Consider the following 20,720-nt stretch of genomic DNA (forward strand, 5'->3'; position numbering starts at 1 on the left):
CATGGCGGGTAGGGCTTCAGGGAAGCCGTCGAAGAAGCAGGGGCCGACCAAGGGCACGGGCGGCAAGGTCAGGCGCTCCCTGGAGGGCAAGGGAGCGACGCCGCCCGCGCACATGCGGCACTGGTACAAGGACAAGGCCCGCGCCGAGCGGATCGAGCGCGAGGCCCGGGGCGGCGGGGGTTCGCCCTCGCGTGCGCCGAGCCGTACGCGCCGGGAGGACGCCCCGGAGGTCATCGGCGGCCGCAACCCCGTGATCGAGGCGCTGCGCGCGGGGGTCCCCGCGAACGCGCTGTACGTGGCGCATCGGGTCGACAACGACGACCGCGTCCGCGAGGCCATCAAGATCGCGGCTGACCGTGGCATCGCGCTGCTGGAGGTCAGCAGGGACAAGCTCGACCGGCTGACCGAGAGCACCGTCCACCAGGGCATCGGCCTGCAGGTCCCGCCCTACGACTACGCGCATCCCGAGCAGCTCGTGGAGCGGGCCAGGGACGCCGCCGAAGTGCCGTTGATCGTCGCCCTGGACGGCGTGACCGATCCGCGCAACCTCGGTGCCATCGCGCGCTCGGCGACCGCCTTCGGCGCGCACGGGCTGCTCGTCCCGTCCCGCCGCTCGGCGGGCGTCACCGCCGGCGCCTGGAAGACCTCGGCCGGCACGCTCGCGACCCTCCCCGTCGCCCGCGCGTCGAACCTCACCCAGACCCTCCAGGCGTACCGGGAGGAAGGCCTGTTCGTGGTCGGTCTCGACGGCACCGCCACAGTGGACATCGCCGACGTCGAACTCGCGGCAGAACCGCTCGTCGTGGTCGTCGGTTCGGAGGGCAAGGGCCTGTCCCGCCTGGTCAGGGAGGCGTGCGACGAGATCGCCCGCATCCCCATGAACGCCGCCGCCGAGTCGCTGAACGCCGGTGTGGCCGCCGGGATCGCCCTCTACGAGGTCGCCCGTCACCGTCGCCGGTGATTTCACCGTGACGGTACGGCCCTCGGCCCACTAAACTCGTCTGGGTAACAGGCCGCCTTAGCTCAATCGGCAGAGCATCTGTCTTGTAAACAGAAGGTCTGGGGTTCGATTCCCCAAGGCGGCTCTCGTACGACAGGCCCCTGAGCAGCAGTTTCGCTGTCAGGGGCCTTGTGCTTTCGCGGCTCATCCGGTCTCTTCCGCGTCGTTGGGAGCCACCCTGGGAGCCACCCGCTTCCGTTGCCCTAGCAGAGCGCCGGAAATGGCCTCCGTCGCCGCCCGCCGGTCGCCTTCCATAAGGTGGCCGTAGACGTCTTTGGTGATCGCGACGCTGGCGTGCCCGAGGACTTCGGAGACCACGTGCAACGGGGTCCCCTGGGCGAGCATGATCGAGGCGCCGGAGTGGCGGAGTTCGTGCGGGTGCCAGTGGCCCAGGCCCGCGCTCTTGGTCAGGCGCGAGAACACGTGCGAGAAGTTGTCCGGATCGGACGGACGCCCCGACGAGGTGGGGAAGATCAGGCCGTGTTCCAGCCATGCGTCGCCGGCCTTCAACCGTGCGGCGTTGTGCTTGGCCCGGTGCGCCTTGAGCGCGTCGACCAGTTCGGAGGTCAGTGCCAGGGTGCGGCGTGACTTCGGAGTCTTGACTTCGCTGATCACGATCTTCGTCCTGGTTTCGGCATTCGCGTCCCGGTTCTTGAGCCGCTTCACGGCATGAGTGATCCGGAGCGTCTTCGCCTCGGGATCGAACGCGTCCCACATCAGCCCCAGGGCTTCCCCACGCCGCAGTCCGAAGACGAGCGAGAGGAGGACGACCAGGCCGAGGCGATGTTCGGCGACCGCGTCGAGGAGCGTGTGTGCCTGATCGATCGTGAGCGTCCGCCCCTCTGACTGCCGAATACGAGGAGGCAGCGAGAGCGCCGCGACGTTCCGCACGATCAGACCCTCGCGCTCTGCCTGGCTCAGCGCCTTCCGAAGCACGGCTCGCATGTTGCGGATGCTGTTGCCCTTGTATCCCCGTTCCCGCTTGGCCTGCCGCAGCGCGTCCACCTGGGCGACCGTGAGGCCGGTGAGCTTGTGCCGTCCGAGAGTGGGCTTGAGGTGCAGTCGGACGGTGTCCTCGTAGTCGTCCAAGGTCGAGTCCGCGATGTGTCCGGGCAAGGTGGCCAACCACCGATCGAGGAAGGCCCCTACGGTGATCTTGTCGTCGGGCACCGGGAGGCCCTTGTCCAGACCTTCACGAATCTTGCGGATCTTCTCGGCGACCTCAGCTCGCGTCTTGCCCGACACCTTCTTCCGAATCCGCTTGCCGTCCGGCCCGTAACCGAGCGAGATCGCCCCACGCCACCGATCGCCGTCCTTGTATATGGAATCCTCGTTCTGCCCGCGCCTGCGCGTCACGCCGCTTGCTCCTGTTCGAGATTGGCGACGAACTCGGCGAGAGCCGTCGCGGGAATCCTGCGAAGACCGTCGATGCGGACAGAGCGGAGAGATCCGCATCGGATCAGTGCGTAGACCTTGGTCCGGCCGACGCCGAGGAGCTTTGCCGCCTCCTCTGGCCGGAGGAGTAGGGGAGAGAGATCACCTGTCATGCAACCTCCTCTCTGATTGCCGAAAGATCTTGGCCCTCTGCTTGGGCCTGGAGTTGGTTCATGTGGTTGCGCCAGCGCTGGCGTTCGTGGACCGACCGGAGCAGCCGGACGCCGATCGGGGCCAGCTCGGGATCACCGGGTTTGACCGGTCGCCAGATGTAGCGGTAGGGATCGACCGGCTCGTCAGGCAGGCCGAGGGCTTCCAGGACCCAGGTACGCCGGTCCTGCCTGTGCTCCGTGAGGGTCTTGTTGGACCACTTGCGCGAGACGAGCACGCGCCGCCCCGCGTAGCCGAGGTGGTCGGGCTTGTGCGCCTTGCCCTTGCATCGGCCCGGAACCATTCCGGGCTTGGCGCCCTTGGGCTGGACGCCGTAGCGCAGCCAGTTCGGGCAGGTCGGTGAGCACGGCTCGAACCGCAGGGCGTCGAGCAGCCGTTCCGCATGTGCCTTCCGGCGAGGGTCATCGGTGCCGAGCGCGTCACCGAGGCTCTTGGTGAGGTACTTGGACAGGTACTGGATGAGCTGGTCGGCGTCCGGGGTTCCGGCGAGGACGCTTTGTATGTCGAGCTGGTCGCCGAAGCGGAGGACGTGCAGGGGTTCGGCGTCCTCGTCGGCGTCGAGGGCGTCGAGGGCCTGTTCCCAGGTCGGCAGCAGTTCCCCGGTGTGGGGGTCGAGGTAGCCGGCCCCGTCCTCCCAGACCGGCAGGTGGTCACCCTCGAACCGCACGACATCAGTGGACGGCCACCACACCTGGTGATACGTGGCCGCGATGATCTGCCGCAGCTCCGCACGAGGGAGGGTGCCGCGGATCGCCATGTGCAGATGCGGCGCGAGCCGCTTTTGCGGTTCGACGGTAGCGAAGTACTGCACGTCATAGCCCGCCACCCGGCGAAGGTTCTGCACGAAGCGGTCCACGAGCTTGGAGAAGTGCAACGCGTCGCGGGCCGCCCGCGCGTAGTCGTATCGGTCCGGGTCGAGCGGCGCACCGTCGAGCACCCGCCCGTAGGAGGGGAGGGTGAGGGTGACGAACATCGAGGGCCGGTAGGTCTTGCCGTCCGAGCCGGTGAAGGTCCGCCCGAGCGTGGTCTTGGTCATCTGCCGCTTGGGCAGGTCCGGGGCGTCCTGCCGCCGTTTGGTCGAGCGCGTGCGCTTGCCGGAGGTGCGGCCGAGCACGTTACCGCGCATCCCGGCCCGGTTGATCTCCTCGTCCAGCTCCACGATCGCGGCGTCCAGGTCGGTGGTGTCCCCGCCAGCCTTTTCCACCTCATCCCGCCACGCCTGAGCGTCAGCCCGCAGCTCCACGAGGTGACGCTGATACTCGTCGGCGTTGTCGGGCAGGTTCACCGGCTCGTGGTCGAGGTGCCAGCCCTCCCGGCACTGCGCCCGGCGGAGCTGCCGGTTCCGCTTGGCACACGGCGGGCACTTGCTCTCCAGCGTCGCCCCGCAGGGAACGTCGACGACCTCAACCTGTCCGGTGAGGATGTCCTGCCGCTGCAGCGGAACCGGCCGGATACAGACGCCGTACTGCTTGGCGATCTCTTCCACGACCTCGCGGGCGAGGGGTTGGGCCATCCGTACGGCGCGGGGTGTGGAGCGGTCGTGCGGGTTGGTCACCAGTCACCCCCGCACCCGTCGAGGGCGTCGACCAGGTCGAGGCCGTCAACGATGACGGTGGCTTTCTGGCCGCACTCGTGGCACTCGACGATGCCGCGCACCGGGTCGAGCCACAGCACATCAAGCGCGCCGCAGCCCGAGCAGCGCAGGCCGTCAAGGATGTGAGCCAGGTGCATCATCGGCTCACCCCCGCGAACTCGGCGACCATCTCCCGAATGTCGGCGCGGAGACGTAGGCGGCCCGGACTCGCACTGGATCAGGGCTGGTTTCGAGGCGGATGTAGCCGACGCCCGCGCCCAGCTCGGGGACCGGTGAGATGTGGTCGACCAGTGCGCCCCGGTCGCGTGCGCTGTCGCCGAGGACCATGTCCACCTGCTCGGACTCATCGAGACGGAGTGCGATCTTGTCGGGGAACAGGTTGCGGATGTTCATGACCTCCTTGCGCGGGTCCTGAAGCGCGGCCATGACCCCGACGCCGACCGCGCGCCCTTGTGTGGTCAGGGTGGCCAGGGCCGCCGTGATGCGCTGACGGAGTTGCTTGTCGGGCTGGTAGGCGGTCAGGAACGCCACCTCGTCCACGAGCACCAGGACGAACGGGTCCGCCACGGTTGGGGTGTGGGAGCGCTGGAGGCCGGCGAACCGGTCGGCCCGCTCCTGCATCACGCACACGGCCTCGTCGAGTAGGTCGGCGCACTCCTTCGGATCGGCCGCGTATCTCCCGCCGAACAGGGCACGGCCGAAGGACAGCTCCATCCGCTTGGGGTCGAGCGCCCACACCTGCACCAGGCCCGCCCGCATCGCCGGGAGAAGCCCGCGGACCGTCCCCCACAGATACGAGCCCTTACCGGCCCCGGTCGCGCCCGCGATCAGGACATGCGTGCCGTGGACTTTCAGCCGCAAGGGTGTGCCGTCCTCGCATCGGCCGATCTCGACCGGACCCACCGAGGCGACCTCAGGGATGGGGACGGCGGGCAGGGGTTCGGCGAGCGGATCGCGCCGGGGGAAGGTCAGCACGAGCCGCCCGGCCCGCGCGACGGCGACGCGGCAGGAGGGTGCGCCGAAGCCGTGGGCCAGGTGCTCGATGCGGTCGGCCCAGTCGGTGACGGCCTGACCGTTGAGCATCTTCACGCTGACGCGGTCGGCCCAGCCGTCGCACTCGACACGGACCAGGCGGGGCAGGTAGTCGCGTCCCCGGATGTGCCGCCCGAGGCCGGAGACGACCATGACCGGTTGCCAGTGCCGCCGGTAGACGGCGACCAGCCGCCACCAGGCCAGCAGCGGCCAGCCGACCAACCTTAGGAACGAGGCCCGATCCAGCAGCAGCCACGACAGGCCCGCCGAGGGCAGGAACCCGGCCATCACCAGGGTCAGGCGCCAGCCGTACAGGGTCCAGATCACCCCGAGGCCGACCTGTACGGCCACCGCGACCGGATGCCGCACGACCAGGCGGACCAGGCCCGCGACGAGCCGCGACAGCCAGATCACGATCGTGACGATGGCGGGGGTCTGCACGACGGCCGGGCGGAAGACCACGGCCGTGTCTGGTGTGGTGGAGACGAGGTTGCGTGCCTCGTCGCCAGGCAGTTTTCGGAACATTAGACTTCGTGTCCTCTCGTGATTTCGCAGTCAGGGAGAGTTGAGGGGCCGCCGGAAGTTGCCGCTTCCTGCGGCCCCGCTTGCATCTCAGGCCGCCGTCTCGCCGACGACGGGAAGGGCGAGCTGGTCGGAGTCGGCCGACTGGTCGGCGTGCATGCGCTCGCAGTCGGCCAGGTACCGGGCGGCGGCGTCGAGGATGCGCCGGGCGGTCTCCACGTCGTTCGCGGTGGCCGGTCCGGCTCCGGTCGTGGAGATCGAGACGTACGCCTCGTCGGACTCCAGGACCAGGTACGGCCGCCCCGACTCCAGCTTTCGAACGTCGGCGCGAAGGCCGGGGGTGTAGAACCCGACATTCACGCGTGGCCGCTCGTCTGAGGTGATGGAGATGGTGAGGTAGGTGTAGGGGTCCGTCGTCATCGGACCGCCACCCCCTCACCGTCCGGGAGGCCGTGGAACATCCGCTCCACCGACCGGGCGAACGAGGCCGCCTCACGTGCCAGGCAGCGGGCGAACTCCAGGTCATCGACGGTGACCCGGTCTCCTGCGGAAGTGGTGACGAGCACCTGGACGCCGCCGAAGACCAGCCCGAGGACGGGCGACCGCTGCGGGTAGGGGTGGTTGGCCGCCGATGCGCCCGGTCCGGTCTTGAGGTTGATCGTGCTGACCGGCGGCACGGTACGCCGCCCCGTCATGCCGCGTCCTTCGCCTGAGCAGCCGCCCGGCCGCCGCTGGAGCGGGGAGCGCGCATCTCCCGCACGCGGATCGAGTAGGCCAGGCGGCCCGCCTGGTTGACGTACGGCGTGACGCTGATCCCGTCGAACTCCACTGGGGTGAACGGCAGGCCCGCCATGGGGGCCGGCGGCACCGGCTGGACGGGGGCCAGGATCTTGACGGCCACCGTCTTCTGCGCGGGCTTCAGGGTCGGGTCGGCGTCCATCACGGCGACCTGCCAGACGAGTTCTCCCGTCTGCTTGTCCCGGGCCTGGACGAACCGGCCGTTGGTCGATGCGTCGAAGTCCTTGACCTGCTCGACCTCCCCCACGACGTAGCAGCCGTGGGGGAAGACCATGTCGAAGGTCACTGGGATGGGTCCTTGTAGTGCCATGGGATGACTCCTTCTCTCGCCTTCTCGACAACTCGTATTGTCGAGCTGCTTTGAGGGTGCCCACCTTCTCCGCACTCGACAAGTCGAGTTGCTGAGAATTTTGGCGTGTTGCCTGCGTACGCTCTGCGGCATGACCGCAAATGACCCGAAGCCGGCGCAATCTGGTGGGCTCACGTGGGTGAGCACCTTGGGTGGCCCGCACATCCTTGTGCCGCAGTCAGCACTCCCGTACTGGCACGGAACGCCCAGAAACTATCCCGAGGACGAAGGCGACTACGGCCGTGCCTGCTCCGTCCAGTCGTACATCGGGCTGATCGACGTCGGCCCGTCCCAATCGTTGGTCGTGGCAGGCGTACTCGGCGCTACGACCTACCTGCCGGAAAGAAACGTGATCATCCAATGGGTACAGACGCGATCAGCCGAACGCTACGCGCAGGAGGCGAGCGCCCTCGCGAAGGCGGTCGTCGAGATCATCGATGCGGGTACCGTGCCTGAGGACGAAGAGGTGACATGGACGGTGGAAGAGCCGTTGATTCTCTTCGACTCCGTTTACGGGCATGAGGACGTCGCATCCGAGGACCATCTGTGGATCCACCTGATACCCGGCCAGTACAAGGTCCGAGCCGCTTACGTCGAACTGCCAGAAGAGCAAATTGTGCTCGTACGGCTGAACCTGTCCGCAGCCGCTGCAGCTCAGAGGGAGTAGGCGTCTTCCAGTTCGTGGAGGTCTCCGGGGAGGACCAGGTCCACGATGAGGGCGGGTCGGCCGCCGCCGTTGTAGACGCTGGCCAGCACGCCGAGGACGGGTGCGGTCTTTCGCAGTTCCAGGAGCTTGGCTTCTTCTGTCGAGGGGTGCCGTGCGCTGAGCCGTTCCGCGACGTGTTCGAGCTTGAGGCCTTTGGTGTGCTGGAGGTGCTGCCGGATGCCGGCGGTGAGCGGTTCGGGCTGGCCCAGGGCGCTGCCTTCGGCCAGCTCCACCGGGCACCAGATGGTGACGAGGTCAACCGGCCTGTCGGCATCGCGGAACAGGACGCGCCGCATCATGACGGGTGACTTCTCGGGGACGCCGAGGAGTTTGGCGACGCTTGCGGGGGCCGGGTGCTCACCGACGCTTACCGGTGAGCCGTTCTCGTCGGCTTCCGCGCGGTCGAGTACGGCCCGGCCGGGCCGGGAGGCTTCCTCAGCCGCGGCCGGTGGCGTGGCTTTCACGAAGGAGCCTTTGCCGTGCTCCCGCTCGATCACGCCCCGGAGCTGGAGGACCTGCAGAGCGCGGACGACGGTGGGCCGGCTGACGTGGAACTCGTTGATGAGTTGCGTCTCCGACGGCAGGAGCGAGCCCGGAGGATAGGTGCCGTCCGCGATGCGTCGCCGGATGGCCTGGACGATCTGCGCGTACTTCGGCGGGGCATACTCTTCGGACGACATGACGACTTCCCTATAACTCGACTTGTCGTCAGCTTAGCTATCCGTCCTGATTCTGTCTGCCCCGTCGAAAGCAGAAGGCGCGACGGCGCGGGAGTTTCCTCACTGCCCTGAGGACTCGACCACGCCGCCGCGCCCGTTCACCCGCACCTGACCGGCCAGCATCGCCGCCCAGGTGAGCCATGCTTCTCGAAGCGGCCACCGGTGCGTCTCGGCGATCACCGGTTCACGCTCGTCCTGGATCGTTCTCCTGATGAACGCGACCCCGCCCGACTGGATCAGCTCGAAGAAGATCGCCAGGCAATCGCACGTCCAGGCCAGAACAAGCTCTCGGCTGGTGGGCGTGGGAGCGAACCATACGAGTGCTTCGGCGTCGGCCTGGGGGCGCGGCAGGTGAGGACTCAAATGCCGAGCGGGAGTCATGCGCCGCCACCCTCGATGTACCGGGAATAGGGGTGCGTGCGGCGCAACTCCTCCCGCAGCAGGGCCACCCGCCGAGCGGTGGTCACGATGTCGTGCGCCGGGGCGAAGGCGAACACGAGTCGGCCACTGGCCGAGCGCCGCCCTGTCGACCAGCGGAACCACCGGCCGTTGGTCCACACGAGCAGGTCGACCCAGACCGACAGGAAGGCCACGCCGTGCCCGGCATGGACATCGGTGGCGATGCCGTGCCCGATGGACAACTCGGCGGACAGCAGCCCGGCCGCCCGCTCAGCGGTCAGCAGCACATCAGGCGGCAGCGAAGGAAATGCGATCTGGTCGAACCAGCGGGTAGCCATCGGCCTCACTCCTCCGGCGCCATGCCGGAGCCCTGACAGCCCAGGCATTCGACGGTGACCCGCTCACCCGCCACGGTCTCGCCGGCCCCCTCTTCGGCCGCGACGACCCCGCGCCGGGGACTGGCGTATTTCCAGCCCCGCCCTCCGCACAACCCACACTGACCAGCCATGATCCAACGATTGCCCGGCGGCCTGTCGCATCTCGACCGCGTGAATGTCCCGCCTGGGCGCATCGTGTCTCGCTTCGTCTCGTCTTTGTCTCCCCGTGATCCGCATCCCTGGTTAACCTGGGCCTACAAGGGCTCCCCAACCCCGAGGGCGCGGATGATGACCGAGCAACCGATCATGCTGAAGTCGCTCCTACGCCAGCGCCACTGGCAGACCTACAGCACGTTCTGCCGGGAGTACGACAAGGCCGCCAAGAAGGTGGACCCCGCCCTCGCGGGCAGGTGGCCCAGCCGCGCCCAGCTCCACCGCTGGCTGTCCGGCGAACTCAAGGGCCTGCCCTATGCCGATCACTGCCGGGTCCTGGAGGCGATGTTCCCCGGCCTGACCGCCCAGGAGTTGTTCTCCGCCGAGACCGCAGCGGCAGCGGCCGTACCGGCACCGAGGAGCACCCAGGACAACACGCCCGCGCCCGACCCGTGCGAGGACGCCCGCTTCGCCGACGTGACGGCCGTCTTCAGCAGCCGGTCCGCCTTCAGCGCCGCCTACCCGCCCGCATCCCTGCTCGACGGCGCCAAGGAGATCAACGCCTGCGGCCTGTCGCTGAACGTGATCTGCCAGAGCTACCCCGACCACCAGCTCACCCGCCTACTGGACAACGGCACCCGCATCCGCTGCCTGTTCCTGGACCCCAAGGGCGAGGCCATCAAGGCCCGCGAGCGCGAAGAGCACTACACCGACGGCACCCTCCAAACGTTGACGGCGCTCAACATCAGCATGCTCACCCGGCTCCGCGACCGGCTCGACCCCGAGGCCGCCGAACGGCTGGAGATCCACGTCTACGACGAGACGATCCGCTTCAACATCCTGATCGTGGACGGCTCGACCTGCGTCGTACAGCCCTACCTCCCGGCCGCCCGCGGAGTCGACTCACCTACGCTCGTCATCACCGACAACACCGCCGCCGACGGGCTGTTTCCCGTCTTCGACCAGGTCTTCACCTCTATGTGGGAGCGGAGCAAACCCGTATGACCCTTGACGCCCGCGCGCTACTGCCCATAGCTGAGCAGGCCGTCACCATCGCCAGCCACATCATCACGACCAAGCTCCCCGGCGTGGTCACCGCCAAAGGCGACCGCGACATGGCCACCGAAGTGGACTACGCCGTCGAACACGCCGTACGCGACTTCCTGTCACGGGAAACCCCGGAGATCGGGTTCCTGGGAGAGGAAGAAGGGATCACGAACGCCGGCGACGGCCTCATGTGGGCGCTCGACCCGCTCGACGGCACCGCCAACTTCACCCACGGCATCCCGCTGTGCGGCACCTCCTTGGGTCTGATCGACCACGACCGTTCCATCCTTGGAGTGATCGACCTCCCCTTCCTCTCCACCCGGTATGCCGCAGCGGAGACGGCCGGAGCCACCGCCAACGGCCACCCGATCGGGGCGAGTACAACCGACGCTTTGGAGGCGGCCATCGTCTCGGTTGGCGATTACGCCGTAGGAAGAGGCGCCGAGGCTAAGAACCGCGTCCGACTCCCGCTCAACTACCAACTCGCCACCCGCGTTCAGCGCGTCCGCATGTTCGGCTCTGCCGCCGTCGATCTCGCGTGGGTCGCCGAAGGCAAGACCGACGCCTGCATCATGCTGTCCAACAACCCCTGGGACACCGCCGCAGGCGTCCTCATCGCCCGCGAAGCCGGAGCCATCGTCACCGACATCGACGGCACCCCTCACACCGCCAAAGCCCGAGCCACCATCGCCGCAGCCCCCAAAATCCTCGCCGACCTCGTCGAACTGGTCGCAGGAGCCAAGAATGATGCGGACCGGTTGCGCGCGTTCACGTGAATAGGCTCGCGATATCTACGCTTGCTGAAATCACTCCAGCCAGGGTAGCGCATGTGGCGAACCAAAAAAGTAGTGAATCTTTCCGATTCGCCTCTATTCGCACAGTCATGGGTTGACCGGGCAGCTCGTTCAAGGTCACGCCTGGTTCAGAAGGACTCTTCCCTTTATCGAGATTAGTCTTCGGTGGTTGCTCTATCGATTTTCGATCAAGGCCAAAGCGGGCCAGTAGCTTAGCCCATTCATGGTCGGGCGCCCTGGTGCATCCAAACAGCACGCCCACGGTAGGGTTCGGACACGGATGGCCTTTCTGGGTGATCACCCCACATCGGGTGCGCCTCTTCACGGCAACTATCCAGCCAGGAATCGCTACGGAAGCAGATAAAGACCAAATTAGCGTGACCCAATCCTTCTTCTGGATGGAGTACACAACAAAAACTATTGCAATAAACTCTCCCATAAGAACGCTAGCAGCGGAGGCGTTCTTGCCACCACGTTGAGACATAAGCCTCCAATGCGATAAAAGGCATCACACCCTATCTCTTATACCGCAGCACCTCTAAGTGGGCCAGTGGCAATCGATAATGACATCGATGTAATTTCATGAAGACTATCGTCCTCATGTTCGAAATATTGGAGAGAGTCGCCGATACTTGCTGGCCCTTTTCCGTCAACCTTTGCTGTGCGACGCCAATTTCCGGTATTTGGACAACCTCAACAACATCTACAGCGACAGAAGGGACTTCATGAGCACTATGTGATGGGCGGTCGATCAGCTCTGCCGAATTGTGCTTATGAGGATCAAGGGCGGCGCTGCGCGCCGCCTCGCGGCCCCGCGCCCGCTCGGCGGCCGGGCATGCGGCCTGGGGGCCGGTCCCGGCCGCCGGCAGCTCGGGCCGTCCGCCGCGCGACTGTTGTTCAATCGCTCAAGCAGGGAGCGGCCCGTATAGCAAAGACACAAGCACCTGAGCCGCGATGACGAAGACCGGCAGCGCAGGCATAGCCCATGCCGCAAGCTGTCGGATGCGAACGAGGCGCCTGGGCGCCAGCCACAGAAAGAGTCCCGCCAACAGCCAGACAAGTGGACTGGCGATCCAGGCATAGACCGTTACGCTTGCCCATTGGCTGACGGGAGCGCATTTCTCCGTCTCGTATTCCGTGAGTGGGTCAAGACCGCATTCGTGGAGCTCCAGGGAGAAGCTGACCAGGAGCCCGGCGAAGAACGCAGCAACCCAGGACAGCACCGCGGCCATCAGAGCCCATCCGACAAATGTCACTCGCAACGGGAACCTTGTAGGCGACGTTGCCAATCTGACCAGATCATCTGCCATGGCTCCGAACCTAGGCTCTCGCCGTAGAGGGATCAATTCAAACCCAGCCTCCGGCGGGGGCGCTCCGGCTCCGGGGTGATCGCCAAGGCCTGCTCAGCGTTGCTGGCGTCTCACTATGGCTGAGGTAGGGGCCTGATCACCCCGCCCGCCATCGCCCCGGGACAAGCCGAGCAGACCAAGGCCGCCGGGTCCAGGTCGTTCGTCCAGTAGGGCGCTCCACATGGACCCGGCGGCCTTGGCCCGCTTCCCCTTCGGGCGGGTCGACGGCAGACGGGGTGATCAGGAAGATGCGAGGCGTGCGCAGATGCGCTTCCTTCAGCAAGATGTGACCATGGAGATCATCAGAGCAACAGCCGATGCGATCACGATCAGCCTCGGGCCGGACGACGCTCTCGCTGTCAACAACGCTCTCAACGAGATTTGCAACGGCGTTCACCTCGATGAGTGGGACTTCCAGACCCGCATGGGTGTCGATCGCGAGCACGCCCGCAAGGTGCTCCACGCGATAGGTGCGGCGATCAGCGTGATGAAAGAGCAACGCCAGGCGGAAGGTAAGGAGTGGTAGACCCAGGTCGGGGCTGATCGTCGTGCCATTAGCGTGCCATTAGGCAGGGTGATGAGGGGGCAACCACGGTCACCCATGACCGACCGGCTCCATGCCCAGCTCAGCGCCCGTACGGGCCGTGATCCATGCAATTCCCAAGCTGATAGTCGGGATTGCAGTGGTTGTCAAACCCATCACGGGGGGCATGTGACGCGCGGTCAATCCCCGTAACAGTGCAATATCAAATCGGGCTCTGCACGCCAGCTCATCAGCAGTTTCCGCATGGCCGCCACTAACTCACGCTGTGCGTCATCGCTGGCAACTGCCTCCAGGCGATCGATATCAGCCTCAAGCTGAGGTATGTCGCGGTGATCGAGAACAGCGTCCGACCAGGGGTCGAGCTGCCCGAGAATCGGCAGCTTGCTGCCCCCGGCATTGTTCACCAGCAGCAGTAGCGTCTCCACTTCCACGTCCAGCAGCCAACCTTGCTGCTGTGCTGTCCTCCACTCCTCGACGTCGGCACGGCGGTGCTCACGACGCTGTGCACGAGTAGCCCGACGCAGGCTCTTCGGACGAGGCTGCGGAGGACGCAACATCAACAGCAGTCCCATGCCGGTGACAGTACTGGCTCTGGTGCATGAACTTCACTGGCTGGCGCGCGTGCCCGTTGCGTGCCCGATGAAGCGGTGATCAAGGGGGGCCAGCGGGGACTCACGGGGAACACGATCAGCGGTCTGAGCGGCATAAACGCAGGCTGAGCAAGATCGGCTTACGTGTTTGCAAGCAGGCATTCCGAGGCCGTGTGGGGAGCCACCTTGGGAGCCACCCGGACGGACGATCACGGACTGCGTCGGACGGATCTGAACAGCCGCAGTCCCGGGGAGCAGCACGGCGAACGGATCTGGACGACTGCGGATGACGTTTGGGGACCTTGTAAACAGAAGGTCTGGGGTTCGATTCCCCAAGGCGGCTCTCGTACGACAGGCCCCTGATCAGTGGTTTCGCTGTCAGGGGCCTTGTGCTTGTCTGGACAATCTTGGGATCTTGCTAACACCCCTGCTAACAGGAGACCAGATGACCTTGGAAGAGCACCCGGGCACGTGGACGTACGATCCCGAAGCCGGAGCGGCCTATGTTTACCTGCACGGCCCGATTCCGCCCGGCGGTGTCGCTGAGATGGTGACCGTAGACAGGCCGATGGTGAACCTGGACTTGGACGAGAACGGCAGGGTGATCGGTATCGAGATCCTCGCCACGTGGCCAGGCGAACGGGGCAGCAAAGAAGGCGCTCCCGGGTAGGGGAGCGCCTCTGACAGTGGTAGGGCTCAGGCGGAATTCCTGATCGAGCCGGCGAAGACCTCGGCCGCGCTCGCTATCTGCTCGCTGATCACATGGACCTACCCCCTGAGCGTGATCGCCGGGTCGAAGTGTCCGAGTCGGGCCCGCCGCCGCCCGATGGGCGGCGCTGGCGCGGCGCGGTCGGTCGCGGCAGGGCATGCGGCCTCTCCGGGCCGGTCCCGTCCGCGCCGCCGCACTGCGGCCTCAGGAGGAAAAAGGCTCCCTGTCGGCCAACGTTACGACTTGGCCGGTTCTGGGACGACACCCCACAGCAACGTAGAGCCTTTCAGCAGCTGCTCCGTCGCCCTGATCCCGGTCAGGTGCTCGACGAGCAGGAAAGCCGGCCCTCGGTAGAGCCGAGGACCCGATGGGTAAAGCCTGTCGATCTCCGCCATCGTATCCACGAGTTCGTCCGGGATTTCCGTCAGATATCCGTCATCGCCGCCCCAGGCCAATCGGATCTCGCCGTCCTCACACCAGTAGAAGTAGTCCATGTCCTTGATGGCGAGTGCGGCTTGGGAGACGAGGCGGGTGCCCTCGGAGAGTTTGGTGATCACGTCTTCGCGGGTGCCGAGCCAGCCGGGGTCGAAGACGAACGTCCAATCGCCGATGGAGGTGACGCCGAGAGGCTCCCCAGACCCTGAGTAGTAATCGGGGTCGTCAGGGAAGGGACCCGGCGTGAAGTCCTCCCACCGACCGCCGAGGCGGGCGACCACCTGTTCGGGCCTGGCACGGATATAGATGAAGCTGTAGCACTCCTCGGCGTATTCGCCGCAGAGCCAAGAGATATCGATGGGCCGCATAGTCATGTCGTCATGCTGCCAGCCGCCACCGACAGGAACAGAACCCGGTCGTCACACGGGACGATGGGGGCCGGGCGCGATGCGGCGTGGCGCACCGTGGCCGGCGCGAGCTGGGCGAAAGGGGCGGGGCTGTGCCCGTAGTACCGTGCATAGGTCTGAGCGACAAGAGCGGATGTATCGACAACCAAGAGACCAGCGGCACCAATGCCACACCGAGATGACGTCGAACGGCGTTCCGGTGGCCGGCGACCAGGTCAGCGGAATCGCGGTCAACTACATTCTGGTGTGCGGCGACGAAGGTCTCCCCTGATGGACTGGAGTCACCAACGCCTATCGCGGTGGCCCGGACGACAGAAGGGCCCTGTCCGCCTATCTGCTGAAGAACTCGACAGTCAGCGCCCCAGCGGTGACCGGGTCACCGTCCGATGAGCATCACGTGAACGATTTGGTCGCCGGGTGGAATGCTTTCTGCCCGGCGACCAGTGAACCCGAGCCGGTTGGATCCGGTCGCGGCCGTGGAGGAAATTTAAGGGACGCTGTAAAGGAACCACAGGTTGTACTGGTAATCACAGTGATACCAGTTCCAAAGGTGGTTCTGGACGCCGTAGTCTCCGTACCGATAGCAGTCGGACGAGGAGTAGTAGACGTTACGAAGCGTATCGGCGTGCGCGGGGACGGCGTTCGCGATGACTGTCAGCCCACTGACCAAAGCGCCGGCGACGGCTAAAGCTCTGATTTTCCGCACTTACTCTCCTTGCAGTGGATGTCGCGCCGAACTTCCACTGCGAAGCATTGCAGCGCGGGCGATATCAGTACAGGTCACGTTACCTGCCATCCGTTCCCCTATGAGGTGACCTGCGACTATGCCGGACAAGGGCTGAAACTTTCCCTGCGGATCTTCCGCGCTGACACCCGGTTTGGGAGACCCCGGAACATGGCCCGACCATGAGCGCCAGGCTGACCAGGTTGTTGTCGACGTGCTCCAGGCGATGAGGCTCTGAGCCAGGCCGGCGATCTTGCTAACGCGGAGCTGGCGACGAGCGGTGGGGGCGGCAGGTCTGTGGGGGTGCCGTTCTCGCTGGGGCCGCGGTGGACCGTCGCCTCTAGCCGTCACCTCCGGTCTTGGTCGGCACCGGGTTAGGTTGGTCGGGTGGAGACCTATGAGGATCTACCGGCGGAGCTGCTGACCGAGCGGCTGCGGTTGCGGCGGTGGGCGCCGTCGGATGCCGAGGAGTTCCGCGGGTTATGGCTTGAGCGGGATCCACGAGCGGTACGGCGGATCGACGCCGAGGGACGCCCGACGGTCGAGGACATCCGCGGCTGGCTCCGCAACAATCCGCTGATGGCGGATCCGGGGCTCGGGTTGCTGCCGATCGAGCTGCGAGACACCGGTGAGTTCATCGGGTACTGCGGATTGACCGTCGGCCAGGGATCTTTCGACGAACCTGAGATCGCGTACGAGCTGGCACAACGAGCTCACGGCCATGGTTACGCGACAGAAGCCGCCCGTGCGGTCATCGAAGCCGCGACGCGAACAGGACGTCGACGACTTTGGGCGACCGTGCGGGAGTGGAACGCACCCTCGTTCCGCGTCCTCGAGAAGCTCGGTTTCCACCGAAGCGAACGCATCACCGAGGACGCCGAACGCGGCAACACGATCTGGATGACGCGCGTACTCGATCCGAGGTAGAGACGTGAGCGCCGGCCGCGATCCACTCCCGAAGAGCACCCATTAGGTGATCTTTCTAACGCGTGGCCGTAGACGTCACGGGCCTCTCACAAACCGGTAGAGGCAAGTGCACATAGATCACTAAAGTGGCGTTTTCGTCACTCGTAGAGATCTTGAAGGTGCATATGGCTCCGCGCCCGAATCTGCTTTTGAGGTTCTTTGTCGCGTTTGCGTGTGTAGCAGTAGCGGCCGGTTGCGGCACACGTGAAGAACCTGCTGTGGCTCCGACTGTCGCCGCGCGCGCCGGTGCCGTCGTCGACGACTTGGTCGAACTGGAGTGGGACGGCACCGTCCGCATAGCTCAGCTTGACGTGGCAGGCCCGACGTTGGAGATCTACGAGGACTACCAGTGCCCGGTCTGCCTGGAGTTCGAGCAGGGCGACAACAACGCGCTCGTGCGAGAAATGGTTGTCAAAGGGGCGATAGCCGTCATGATCCACCCGTTGACCATCTTCCGGGATAACAAGCCGATCACTCGGGAGAACTCGCGACGGGCTCTGATCGCCTCACTTTGCGTTCAGGATCCGCGCAAGTGGCTGAGATATCACGATGAGCTGTACGCCCATCAGCCGGACGAGTTCCAGAAGGGCGGATTCCCCAATGAGCAGCTTGTACAGCTCGCAAGGAAGGTCGGCATTCCGGTCGCGGAATTCACAGCGTGTCTCAAATCTCCAGAAACCGCGAAGCGGGCCGACGCCGTCACCGCGCTGGCCCTCAGCCGAGGAGTGACAGGTACCCCCACGATCCGATATCAGGGCCAAGACCTCGATTGGACGTCAAGCTGGCGTGAAGCGGGGCAAGGATGACGTGCCCTTCGCGTCAGAGCGAATAGGCGTCCTCCAGCTCGTGGAGGTCGCCGGGGAGGACCAGGTCCACGATGAGCGACCGGGTGCTTGGCCCGAGCGGTAGGGCTGTGGAAGACGCCCACCGGCCGGTAGGGTCGTCCGCGTGGATCTTGAGGATACCGCCGCCCGGCTCGGGGTACCCGTCGAGGACGTCGAGCGCGTGCATCGGCTCGCCGGCGACCGGCCGTCGGCTCCGCTGCCCGCCAAGGCCGACGCGCCCGCGATCCTCGCCCGGCTCGCGGTGCAGCCGGACGACGCCGCCGAAATCATGGCGGGCTGGCCCGACCCCGACTCTCCACTGTGGACTGCGGAGCTGCGCTGGTTGCTCGACCGTTCGATCGCCCTGGTCCGCGCCGATCTCGGGGGCCATGGCTGGCTGCCGCCAGGTCCGGAGCTGCCGCGAGAACGGGGCCCCGCCTGGCGGCATCTCTACGTGTACGCGTACCTGGCCCTGGTCGACGTCGTCATGGGGTACCACCGCGACCACGGCATCGCCGATGCCGTGTCGTGGGTGACCCTCGCGGACCTGGGCCGCAACCTCGCGATCGACCGGCGGATGCGCGGCGAGGGCTGGCCGGTCATGCAGAGCTGGCTGACGCTGCACGCGCGCGGCGGCGTCTACGAGCTGGGCCGGCTGCAGTACCAGCGCGGCGACACCGCCATCGGCCTGCACATCCCCGAGTCGGGGCCGATGACCCCGGAGGCGATCGCGGCGTCGCTCGACGAAGCCCGCGCGTTCTTCCCGCACCACTTTCCCGACGAGCGCTACACGGCGTTCTCCTGTGGTTCGTGGCTGCTCGACCCGCAGCTGCTGGAGTACCTGCCCGAGGACTCCAACATCGTCCGGTTCCAGCGAAGGTTCGAGCTGGAGCCCTACGAGGAACCGGAAGGGATAGACGCCGACGTCGAGGTGCTGCGATTCGTGTTCCGCACCCTGACCACGCCGCTCGACCAGTTGCCGCGCCGCACCGTGCTCCAGCGCGCGATCGTCGACCACCTGAAGGCCGGCCGTCACTGGCACTGGCGCCGCGGCCACTTCCCGATCCAGCCACGCCCCTAGGTTCTGGTGATGCCCGATGGGCGACCGGTGCCCAGGTCTGCGACTCTCCTGGGGCGAGGCAGTGAGCTTCATGTCGTCGTGGGGCAGAGCTGGCTGAAGCTGGGCTTCGAGGACCTCGACACAAGATGAGCGATCGCCGGCGAGCCTCCTCGTCGCCCGCGGAGCCCGAGCCATCGTCACCGCCGGCGGCGGCTCGGGCCGCTTCCACGTACGAGCCATGACCTACCATCGCCGAATGCTCGTCGTGCTCGTGAACGGCCTGCCCGGCTCGGGTAAGACAACCCTCGCCAAAGGCCTCGCCAACGCTCTCGGCCTTCCCCTCCTCAGCAAGGACCGCATCAAGGAAACCCTCGCCGACACACTCGGCATCACCGCACCACCAGGCCTGACCGCTCGGCAATGGAGCCAGAGACTCGGTGCCACAGCAGGCGAAACCCTCTGGGCACTCCTCGCCGACACCAGGTGCGGTGCAGTGCTCGAAAGCCCATGGCTCGCGAATATGCGGCCAGTCGTCGTCGCCGGCCTACAGAAAGCCGACGTCACCGCCATCCAGGAGGTGTGGTGCGACATCCCCGCACCTCTCGCTCGCCGGCGATACGAGAAACGGTCCGCTGACCGGCACCCCATCCACCATGAATCCCAGGTCGATGATCAGCAGTGGAAGGAATGGGCCCGCCAAGCCAGACCACTCGCCCTCGGCCCCGTCCACCGTGTGGCCACCACCGAGGTCGTGGACATAGCCGAGCTGGCGGAACGGATACACCGAAGATCAATGACCGACGCCTCCGGCGGTGGCGCTCGGGGTGATCACCAAGGGCCTGCTCAGCACGCGGTCGCAATGCTCGAATGGCTCCTGGAGCACGACGTCGACGCTCTGCTCAGGGTCGACGCCGAGCGTGGAGGCGCCCGGTCATGGACGTTCCACGCAAGCGGTGCAGGGCAGAGCCAGGAGAGATGGGTTGTCCGAGCCGACGCGGGCTCCGCGGAAGAATGTGTCCACCGAGCTCGCAAAGCGCTGAAGGCGCATGGCCTCGATCTGCCCGACTAAGACTCGGTTGCCAGGAACGACTCCGTCCGACATCGCCCTTACGATCGCCTGGCGGCGGCTGGTGCGAAGACGGCTGCTGACTAGTTGCGGACCGGCGTCACGTCACGGTTGAGGCCGCAGCAGGGCGACCGTTCTAGTCCCGATCTTGAAAGTCGCGCATGTACGCAGGCGGTCGGCGCGCGGTGCCTTGCGTCCGCGGACCGCCACCGCGATCACCGCGTTCTCGCCGAGCACCGAGCCCAGGGTGTTGAGCATGCCCGCGGCCCCGTCGGCGCTGTTGGGCCCGTGCCAGGACGTCTGCTCGCCGTAGGGCACGTCCGTGATCACCACGTCCGGCGGGCGTCCGTCGAGGATCTGGCGGAGCCGGTCGGCGTCGAACACGTCGGCCTGACACACGGCGTTGGGCACGTCACCGCCGTCGGCGCTCAGGGTGGTCGCAATCCGGTGTGCCGCCTCGGCCGCCGCTGTGTAGGAAGCGCGGCCCCAGCGCTCGGCCTGCTCGGCGAGATGGGCGGCACGAGCCGCAAGCCCGGCTCGCGTCAGCAGGGCCAGATTCCGTTCCGCGAGCCCGACGGCAGCGGGATCGATGTCAGAGGCCAGCACGGCCGAGATCCGGCGACGATGCAGCAGCCCGATCACGGTCAGCAGGTAGCCGCTGCCGCAGCACGGATCCCACGCCGTGGCCCGGCCGCCGCCCCGCAGCTCCATCGCGCGCTGGAACATCTCGCTGGCCAGCCTGACGGGAAAGGCGGGAAACCCCGGAGCCGAGTGCAGCACCGCGCCGCCGGCCAGATCGGCGTAGTCGTCCCGGACGGTCGCGTGCCGATAGGTCACGACGCGGGGCCGTTCGCGTGACGCCTCACCAGCAGGCCGCCCGCACCACCGGCTGCGTCCAGACCGACGGGTCGTCCAGCGACAGCCCGATTCGCCGCCGCAGCAGCTCCCTGG

26 protein-coding genes and 1 tRNA gene are annotated in these 20,720 nt (G+C 66.4%); 11 read left to right on the forward strand and 16 right to left on the reverse strand.

Annotation, left to right across the window (positions count from 1 at the left end):
* Position 1: 1 nt before the first annotated feature.
* Together rlmB and FH610_RS39855 are read left to right on the forward strand one after the other, a co-directional pair.
* Positions 2 to 961 carry a 23S rRNA (guanosine(2251)-2'-O)-methyltransferase RlmB gene (gene rlmB, locus FH610_RS39850; RefSeq protein ID WP_139580421.1) on the forward strand — a complete coding sequence of 320 codons (960 nt, stop codon included), beginning with the start codon at positions 2 to 4 and terminating at the stop codon, positions 959 to 961.
* A 51-nt stretch (positions 962 to 1,012) separates the two neighbouring features.
* Positions 1,013 to 1,085, forward strand: a tRNA-Thr gene (locus tag FH610_RS39855).
* Between the two features lie 59 nt (positions 1,086 to 1,144).
* On the opposite strand, the gene FH610_RS39860 is transcribed toward FH610_RS39855, so the two are convergent.
* From FH610_RS39860 to FH610_RS39895, 8 genes are all read right to left on the reverse strand, one after another.
* On the reverse strand, positions 1,145 to 2,245 hold the full coding sequence (locus tag FH610_RS39860) for a tyrosine-type recombinase/integrase (RefSeq protein ID WP_161628196.1): 1,101 nt from the start codon (positions 2,243 to 2,245) through the stop codon (positions 1,145 to 1,147).
* A gap of 107 nt (positions 2,246 to 2,352) precedes the next feature.
* Positions 2,353 to 2,547, reverse strand: coding sequence for an excisionase family DNA-binding protein (locus FH610_RS39865; RefSeq protein ID WP_139580423.1), 195 nt, complete (start codon positions 2,545 to 2,547; stop codon positions 2,353 to 2,355).
* Entirely contained in the window at positions 2,544 to 4,160 is a 1,617-nt protein-coding gene (locus tag FH610_RS39870) for a replication initiator (protein WP_139580424.1), read from the reverse strand. Before FH610_RS39870 ends, FH610_RS39865 begins: the two co-directional genes overlap by 4 nt.
* Positions 4,157 to 4,339: a hypothetical protein gene (locus FH610_RS39875; RefSeq protein WP_139580425.1), complete on the reverse strand. Its 183-nt coding sequence runs from the start codon at positions 4,337 to 4,339 to the stop codon at positions 4,157 to 4,159. The genes FH610_RS39870 and FH610_RS39875 overlap by 4 nt, the downstream gene beginning before the upstream one ends.
* A 4-nt stretch (positions 4,340 to 4,343) precedes the next feature.
* On the reverse strand, positions 4,344 to 5,756 hold the full coding sequence (locus FH610_RS39880; protein WP_167538829.1) for an FtsK/SpoIIIE domain-containing protein: 1,413 nt from the start codon (positions 5,754 to 5,756) through the stop codon (positions 4,344 to 4,346).
* Between the two features lie 87 nt (positions 5,757 to 5,843).
* Positions 5,844 to 6,173, reverse strand: a complete 330-nt coding sequence (locus FH610_RS39885) for a hypothetical protein (RefSeq protein ID WP_139580426.1) — start codon at positions 6,171 to 6,173, stop codon at positions 5,844 to 5,846.
* On the reverse strand, positions 6,170 to 6,448 hold the full coding sequence (locus tag FH610_RS39890; protein ID WP_139580427.1) for a hypothetical protein: 279 nt from the start codon (positions 6,446 to 6,448) through the stop codon (positions 6,170 to 6,172). Before FH610_RS39890 ends, FH610_RS39885 begins: the two co-directional genes overlap by 4 nt.
* Complete coding sequence (locus FH610_RS39895; RefSeq protein ID WP_240809474.1) at positions 6,445 to 6,837, reverse strand: plasmid replication, integration and excision activator; 393 nt, start codon at positions 6,835 to 6,837, stop codon at positions 6,445 to 6,447. The genes FH610_RS39890 and FH610_RS39895 overlap by 4 nt, the downstream gene beginning before the upstream one ends.
* A gap of 154 nt (positions 6,838 to 6,991) precedes the next feature.
* Here FH610_RS39895 and FH610_RS39900 point away from each other — a divergent pair, with 154 nt between their 5' ends.
* Positions 6,992 to 7,567, forward strand: coding sequence for an Imm21 family immunity protein (locus FH610_RS39900; protein ID WP_139580429.1), 576 nt, complete (start codon positions 6,992 to 6,994; stop codon positions 7,565 to 7,567).
* On the opposite strand, the gene FH610_RS39905 is transcribed toward FH610_RS39900, so the two are convergent.
* The 4 genes from FH610_RS39905 to FH610_RS43120 all read right to left on the reverse strand — a co-directional run bounded on the left by FH610_RS39905 (position 7,555) and on the right by FH610_RS43120 (position 9,232).
* Positions 7,555 to 8,286, reverse strand: a complete 732-nt coding sequence (locus FH610_RS39905; RefSeq protein WP_139580430.1) for a GntR family transcriptional regulator — start codon at positions 8,284 to 8,286, stop codon at positions 7,555 to 7,557. The two genes, FH610_RS39900 and FH610_RS39905, sit on opposite strands and share 13 nt — an antisense overlap.
* A gap of 99 nt (positions 8,287 to 8,385) precedes the next feature.
* Complete coding sequence (locus FH610_RS39910) at positions 8,386 to 8,706, reverse strand: hypothetical protein (RefSeq protein ID WP_139580431.1); 321 nt, start codon at positions 8,704 to 8,706, stop codon at positions 8,386 to 8,388.
* Complete coding sequence (locus FH610_RS39915) at positions 8,703 to 9,062, reverse strand: hypothetical protein (protein WP_139580432.1); 360 nt, start codon at positions 9,060 to 9,062, stop codon at positions 8,703 to 8,705. Before FH610_RS39915 ends, FH610_RS39910 begins: the two co-directional genes overlap by 4 nt.
* A 5-nt stretch (positions 9,063 to 9,067) precedes the next feature.
* Positions 9,068 to 9,232: a hypothetical protein gene (locus tag FH610_RS43120; protein ID WP_161628197.1), complete on the reverse strand. Its 165-nt coding sequence runs from the start codon at positions 9,230 to 9,232 to the stop codon at positions 9,068 to 9,070.
* Positions 9,233 to 9,389: 157 nt separating this feature from the next.
* Between FH610_RS43120 and FH610_RS39920 the strand changes: the two genes are divergently transcribed.
* Both FH610_RS39920 and FH610_RS39925 read left to right on the forward strand, forming a co-directional pair.
* On the forward strand, positions 9,390 to 10,259 hold the full coding sequence (locus tag FH610_RS39920; protein ID WP_139580466.1) for a DUF5919 domain-containing protein: 870 nt from the start codon (positions 9,390 to 9,392) through the stop codon (positions 10,257 to 10,259).
* The gene (locus FH610_RS39925) at positions 10,256 to 11,077 is read left to right on the forward strand and encodes an inositol monophosphatase family protein (protein WP_139580433.1); all 822 of its coding nucleotides are present in this window, start codon (positions 10,256 to 10,258) and stop codon (positions 11,075 to 11,077) included. Before FH610_RS39920 ends, FH610_RS39925 begins: the two co-directional genes overlap by 4 nt.
* A gap of 923 nt (positions 11,078 to 12,000) precedes the next feature.
* Here FH610_RS39925 and FH610_RS39930 read toward each other — a convergent pair.
* Positions 12,001 to 12,405, reverse strand: a complete 405-nt coding sequence (locus FH610_RS39930) for a hypothetical protein (protein ID WP_139580434.1) — start codon at positions 12,403 to 12,405, stop codon at positions 12,001 to 12,003.
* Between the two features lie 220 nt (positions 12,406 to 12,625).
* On the opposite strand from FH610_RS39930, the gene FH610_RS39935 reads away from it, so the two are divergent.
* Positions 12,626 to 12,970, forward strand: coding sequence for a hypothetical protein (locus FH610_RS39935; protein ID WP_139580435.1), 345 nt, complete (start codon positions 12,626 to 12,628; stop codon positions 12,968 to 12,970).
* A gap of 197 nt (positions 12,971 to 13,167) precedes the next feature.
* On the opposite strand, the gene FH610_RS39940 is transcribed toward FH610_RS39935, so the two are convergent.
* A complete protein-coding gene (locus tag FH610_RS39940) occupies positions 13,168 to 13,560 on the reverse strand; it encodes a hypothetical protein (RefSeq protein WP_139580436.1) in 393 nt (130 codons plus the stop codon).
* A 463-nt stretch (positions 13,561 to 14,023) separates the two neighbouring features.
* Between FH610_RS39940 and FH610_RS39945 the strand changes: the two genes are divergently transcribed.
* Positions 14,024 to 14,248 carry a DUF2283 domain-containing protein gene (locus tag FH610_RS39945; protein WP_139580437.1) on the forward strand — a complete coding sequence of 75 codons (225 nt, stop codon included), beginning with the start codon at positions 14,024 to 14,026 and terminating at the stop codon, positions 14,246 to 14,248.
* Positions 14,249 to 14,523: 275 nt separating this feature from the next.
* Here the strand turns inward: FH610_RS39945 and FH610_RS39950 are convergent, their stop codons facing one another.
* Entirely contained in the window at positions 14,524 to 15,096 is a 573-nt protein-coding gene (locus tag FH610_RS39950; protein WP_139580438.1) for a DUF6461 domain-containing protein, read from the reverse strand.
* Positions 15,097 to 16,240: 1,144 nt separating this feature from the next.
* Between FH610_RS39950 and FH610_RS39960 the strand changes: the two genes are divergently transcribed.
* The 4 genes from FH610_RS39960 to FH610_RS44045 all read left to right on the forward strand — a co-directional run bounded on the left by FH610_RS39960 (position 16,241) and on the right by FH610_RS44045 (position 19,772).
* Positions 16,241 to 16,780, forward strand: coding sequence for a GNAT family N-acetyltransferase (locus FH610_RS39960; RefSeq protein ID WP_139580440.1), 540 nt, complete (start codon positions 16,241 to 16,243; stop codon positions 16,778 to 16,780).
* Positions 16,781 to 17,037: 257 nt separating this feature from the next.
* Positions 17,038 to 17,625 (forward strand): DsbA family protein, encoded by a 588-nt coding sequence (locus tag FH610_RS39965; RefSeq protein ID WP_161628198.1) that lies wholly within the window; start codon positions 17,038 to 17,040, stop codon positions 17,623 to 17,625.
* Between the two features lie 142 nt (positions 17,626 to 17,767).
* Positions 17,768 to 18,724: an acyltransferase domain-containing protein gene (locus FH610_RS39970; protein WP_139580442.1), complete on the forward strand. Its 957-nt coding sequence runs from the start codon at positions 17,768 to 17,770 to the stop codon at positions 18,722 to 18,724.
* A 235-nt stretch (positions 18,725 to 18,959) separates the two neighbouring features.
* Positions 18,960 to 19,772: a P-loop nucleotide/nucleoside kinase family protein gene (locus FH610_RS44045; RefSeq protein WP_139580443.1), complete on the forward strand. Its 813-nt coding sequence runs from the start codon at positions 18,960 to 18,962 to the stop codon at positions 19,770 to 19,772.
* A gap of 102 nt (positions 19,773 to 19,874) precedes the next feature.
* Here FH610_RS44045 and FH610_RS39980 read toward each other — a convergent pair whose 3' ends face one another.
* Positions 19,875 to 20,606: an rRNA methyltransferase gene (locus FH610_RS39980; RefSeq protein ID WP_139580444.1), complete on the reverse strand. Its 732-nt coding sequence runs from the start codon at positions 20,604 to 20,606 to the stop codon at positions 19,875 to 19,877.
* Positions 20,607 to 20,720 lie beyond the last annotated feature (114 nt).

It is taken from the genome of Microbispora catharanthi, assembly GCF_006334915.2.
Lineage (GTDB): Bacteria > Actinomycetota > Actinomycetes > Streptosporangiales > Streptosporangiaceae > Microbispora > Microbispora catharanthi.

What these genes read in the sequence shown, in the direction of transcription:
- rlmB (WP_139580421.1), top strand. Translation starts at nt 2, where the DNA reads ATGGCGGGTAGGGCTTCAGGGAAGCCGTCGAAGAAGCAGGGGCCGACC.
- FH610_RS39865 (WP_139580423.1), bottom strand. Translation starts at nt 2,547, where the DNA reads ATGACAGGTGATCTCTCTCCCCTACTCCTCCGGCCAGAGGAGGCGGCA.
- FH610_RS39875 (WP_139580425.1), bottom strand. Translation starts at nt 4,339, where the DNA reads ATGATGCACCTGGCTCACATCCTTGACGGCCTGCGCTGCTCGGGCTGC.
- FH610_RS39880 (WP_167538829.1), bottom strand. Translation starts at nt 5,756, where the DNA reads ATGTTCCGAAAACTGCCTGGCGACGAGGCACGCAACCTCGTCTCCACC.
- FH610_RS39885 (WP_139580426.1), bottom strand. Translation starts at nt 6,173, where the DNA reads ATGACGACGGACCCCTACACCTACCTCACCATCTCCATCACCTCAGAC.
- FH610_RS39890 (WP_139580427.1), bottom strand. Translation starts at nt 6,448, where the DNA reads ATGACGGGGCGGCGTACCGTGCCGCCGGTCAGCACGATCAACCTCAAG.
- FH610_RS39900 (WP_139580429.1), top strand. Translation starts at nt 6,992, where the DNA reads ATGACCGCAAATGACCCGAAGCCGGCGCAATCTGGTGGGCTCACGTGG.
- FH610_RS39905 (WP_139580430.1), bottom strand. Translation starts at nt 8,286, where the DNA reads ATGTCGTCCGAAGAGTATGCCCCGCCGAAGTACGCGCAGATCGTCCAG.
- FH610_RS39910 (WP_139580431.1), bottom strand. Translation starts at nt 8,706, where the DNA reads ATGACTCCCGCTCGGCATTTGAGTCCTCACCTGCCGCGCCCCCAGGCC.
- FH610_RS39915 (WP_139580432.1), bottom strand. Translation starts at nt 9,062, where the DNA reads ATGGCTACCCGCTGGTTCGACCAGATCGCATTTCCTTCGCTGCCGCCT.
- FH610_RS43120 (WP_161628197.1), bottom strand. Translation starts at nt 9,232, where the DNA reads ATGGCTGGTCAGTGTGGGTTGTGCGGAGGGCGGGGCTGGAAATACGCC.
- FH610_RS39920 (WP_139580466.1), top strand. Translation starts at nt 9,390, where the DNA reads ATGACCGAGCAACCGATCATGCTGAAGTCGCTCCTACGCCAGCGCCAC.
- FH610_RS39925 (WP_139580433.1), top strand. Translation starts at nt 10,256, where the DNA reads ATGACCCTTGACGCCCGCGCGCTACTGCCCATAGCTGAGCAGGCCGTC.
- FH610_RS39930 (WP_139580434.1), bottom strand. Translation starts at nt 12,405, where the DNA reads ATGGCAGATGATCTGGTCAGATTGGCAACGTCGCCTACAAGGTTCCCG.
- FH610_RS39935 (WP_139580435.1), top strand. Translation starts at nt 12,626, where the DNA reads ATGGACCCGGCGGCCTTGGCCCGCTTCCCCTTCGGGCGGGTCGACGGC.
- FH610_RS39940 (WP_139580436.1), bottom strand. Translation starts at nt 13,560, where the DNA reads ATGGGACTGCTGTTGATGTTGCGTCCTCCGCAGCCTCGTCCGAAGAGC.
- FH610_RS39945 (WP_139580437.1), top strand. Translation starts at nt 14,024, where the DNA reads ATGACCTTGGAAGAGCACCCGGGCACGTGGACGTACGATCCCGAAGCC.
- FH610_RS39950 (WP_139580438.1), bottom strand. Translation starts at nt 15,096, where the DNA reads ATGACTATGCGGCCCATCGATATCTCTTGGCTCTGCGGCGAATACGCC.
- FH610_RS44045 (WP_139580443.1), top strand. Translation starts at nt 18,960, where the DNA reads ATGCTCGTCGTGCTCGTGAACGGCCTGCCCGGCTCGGGTAAGACAACC.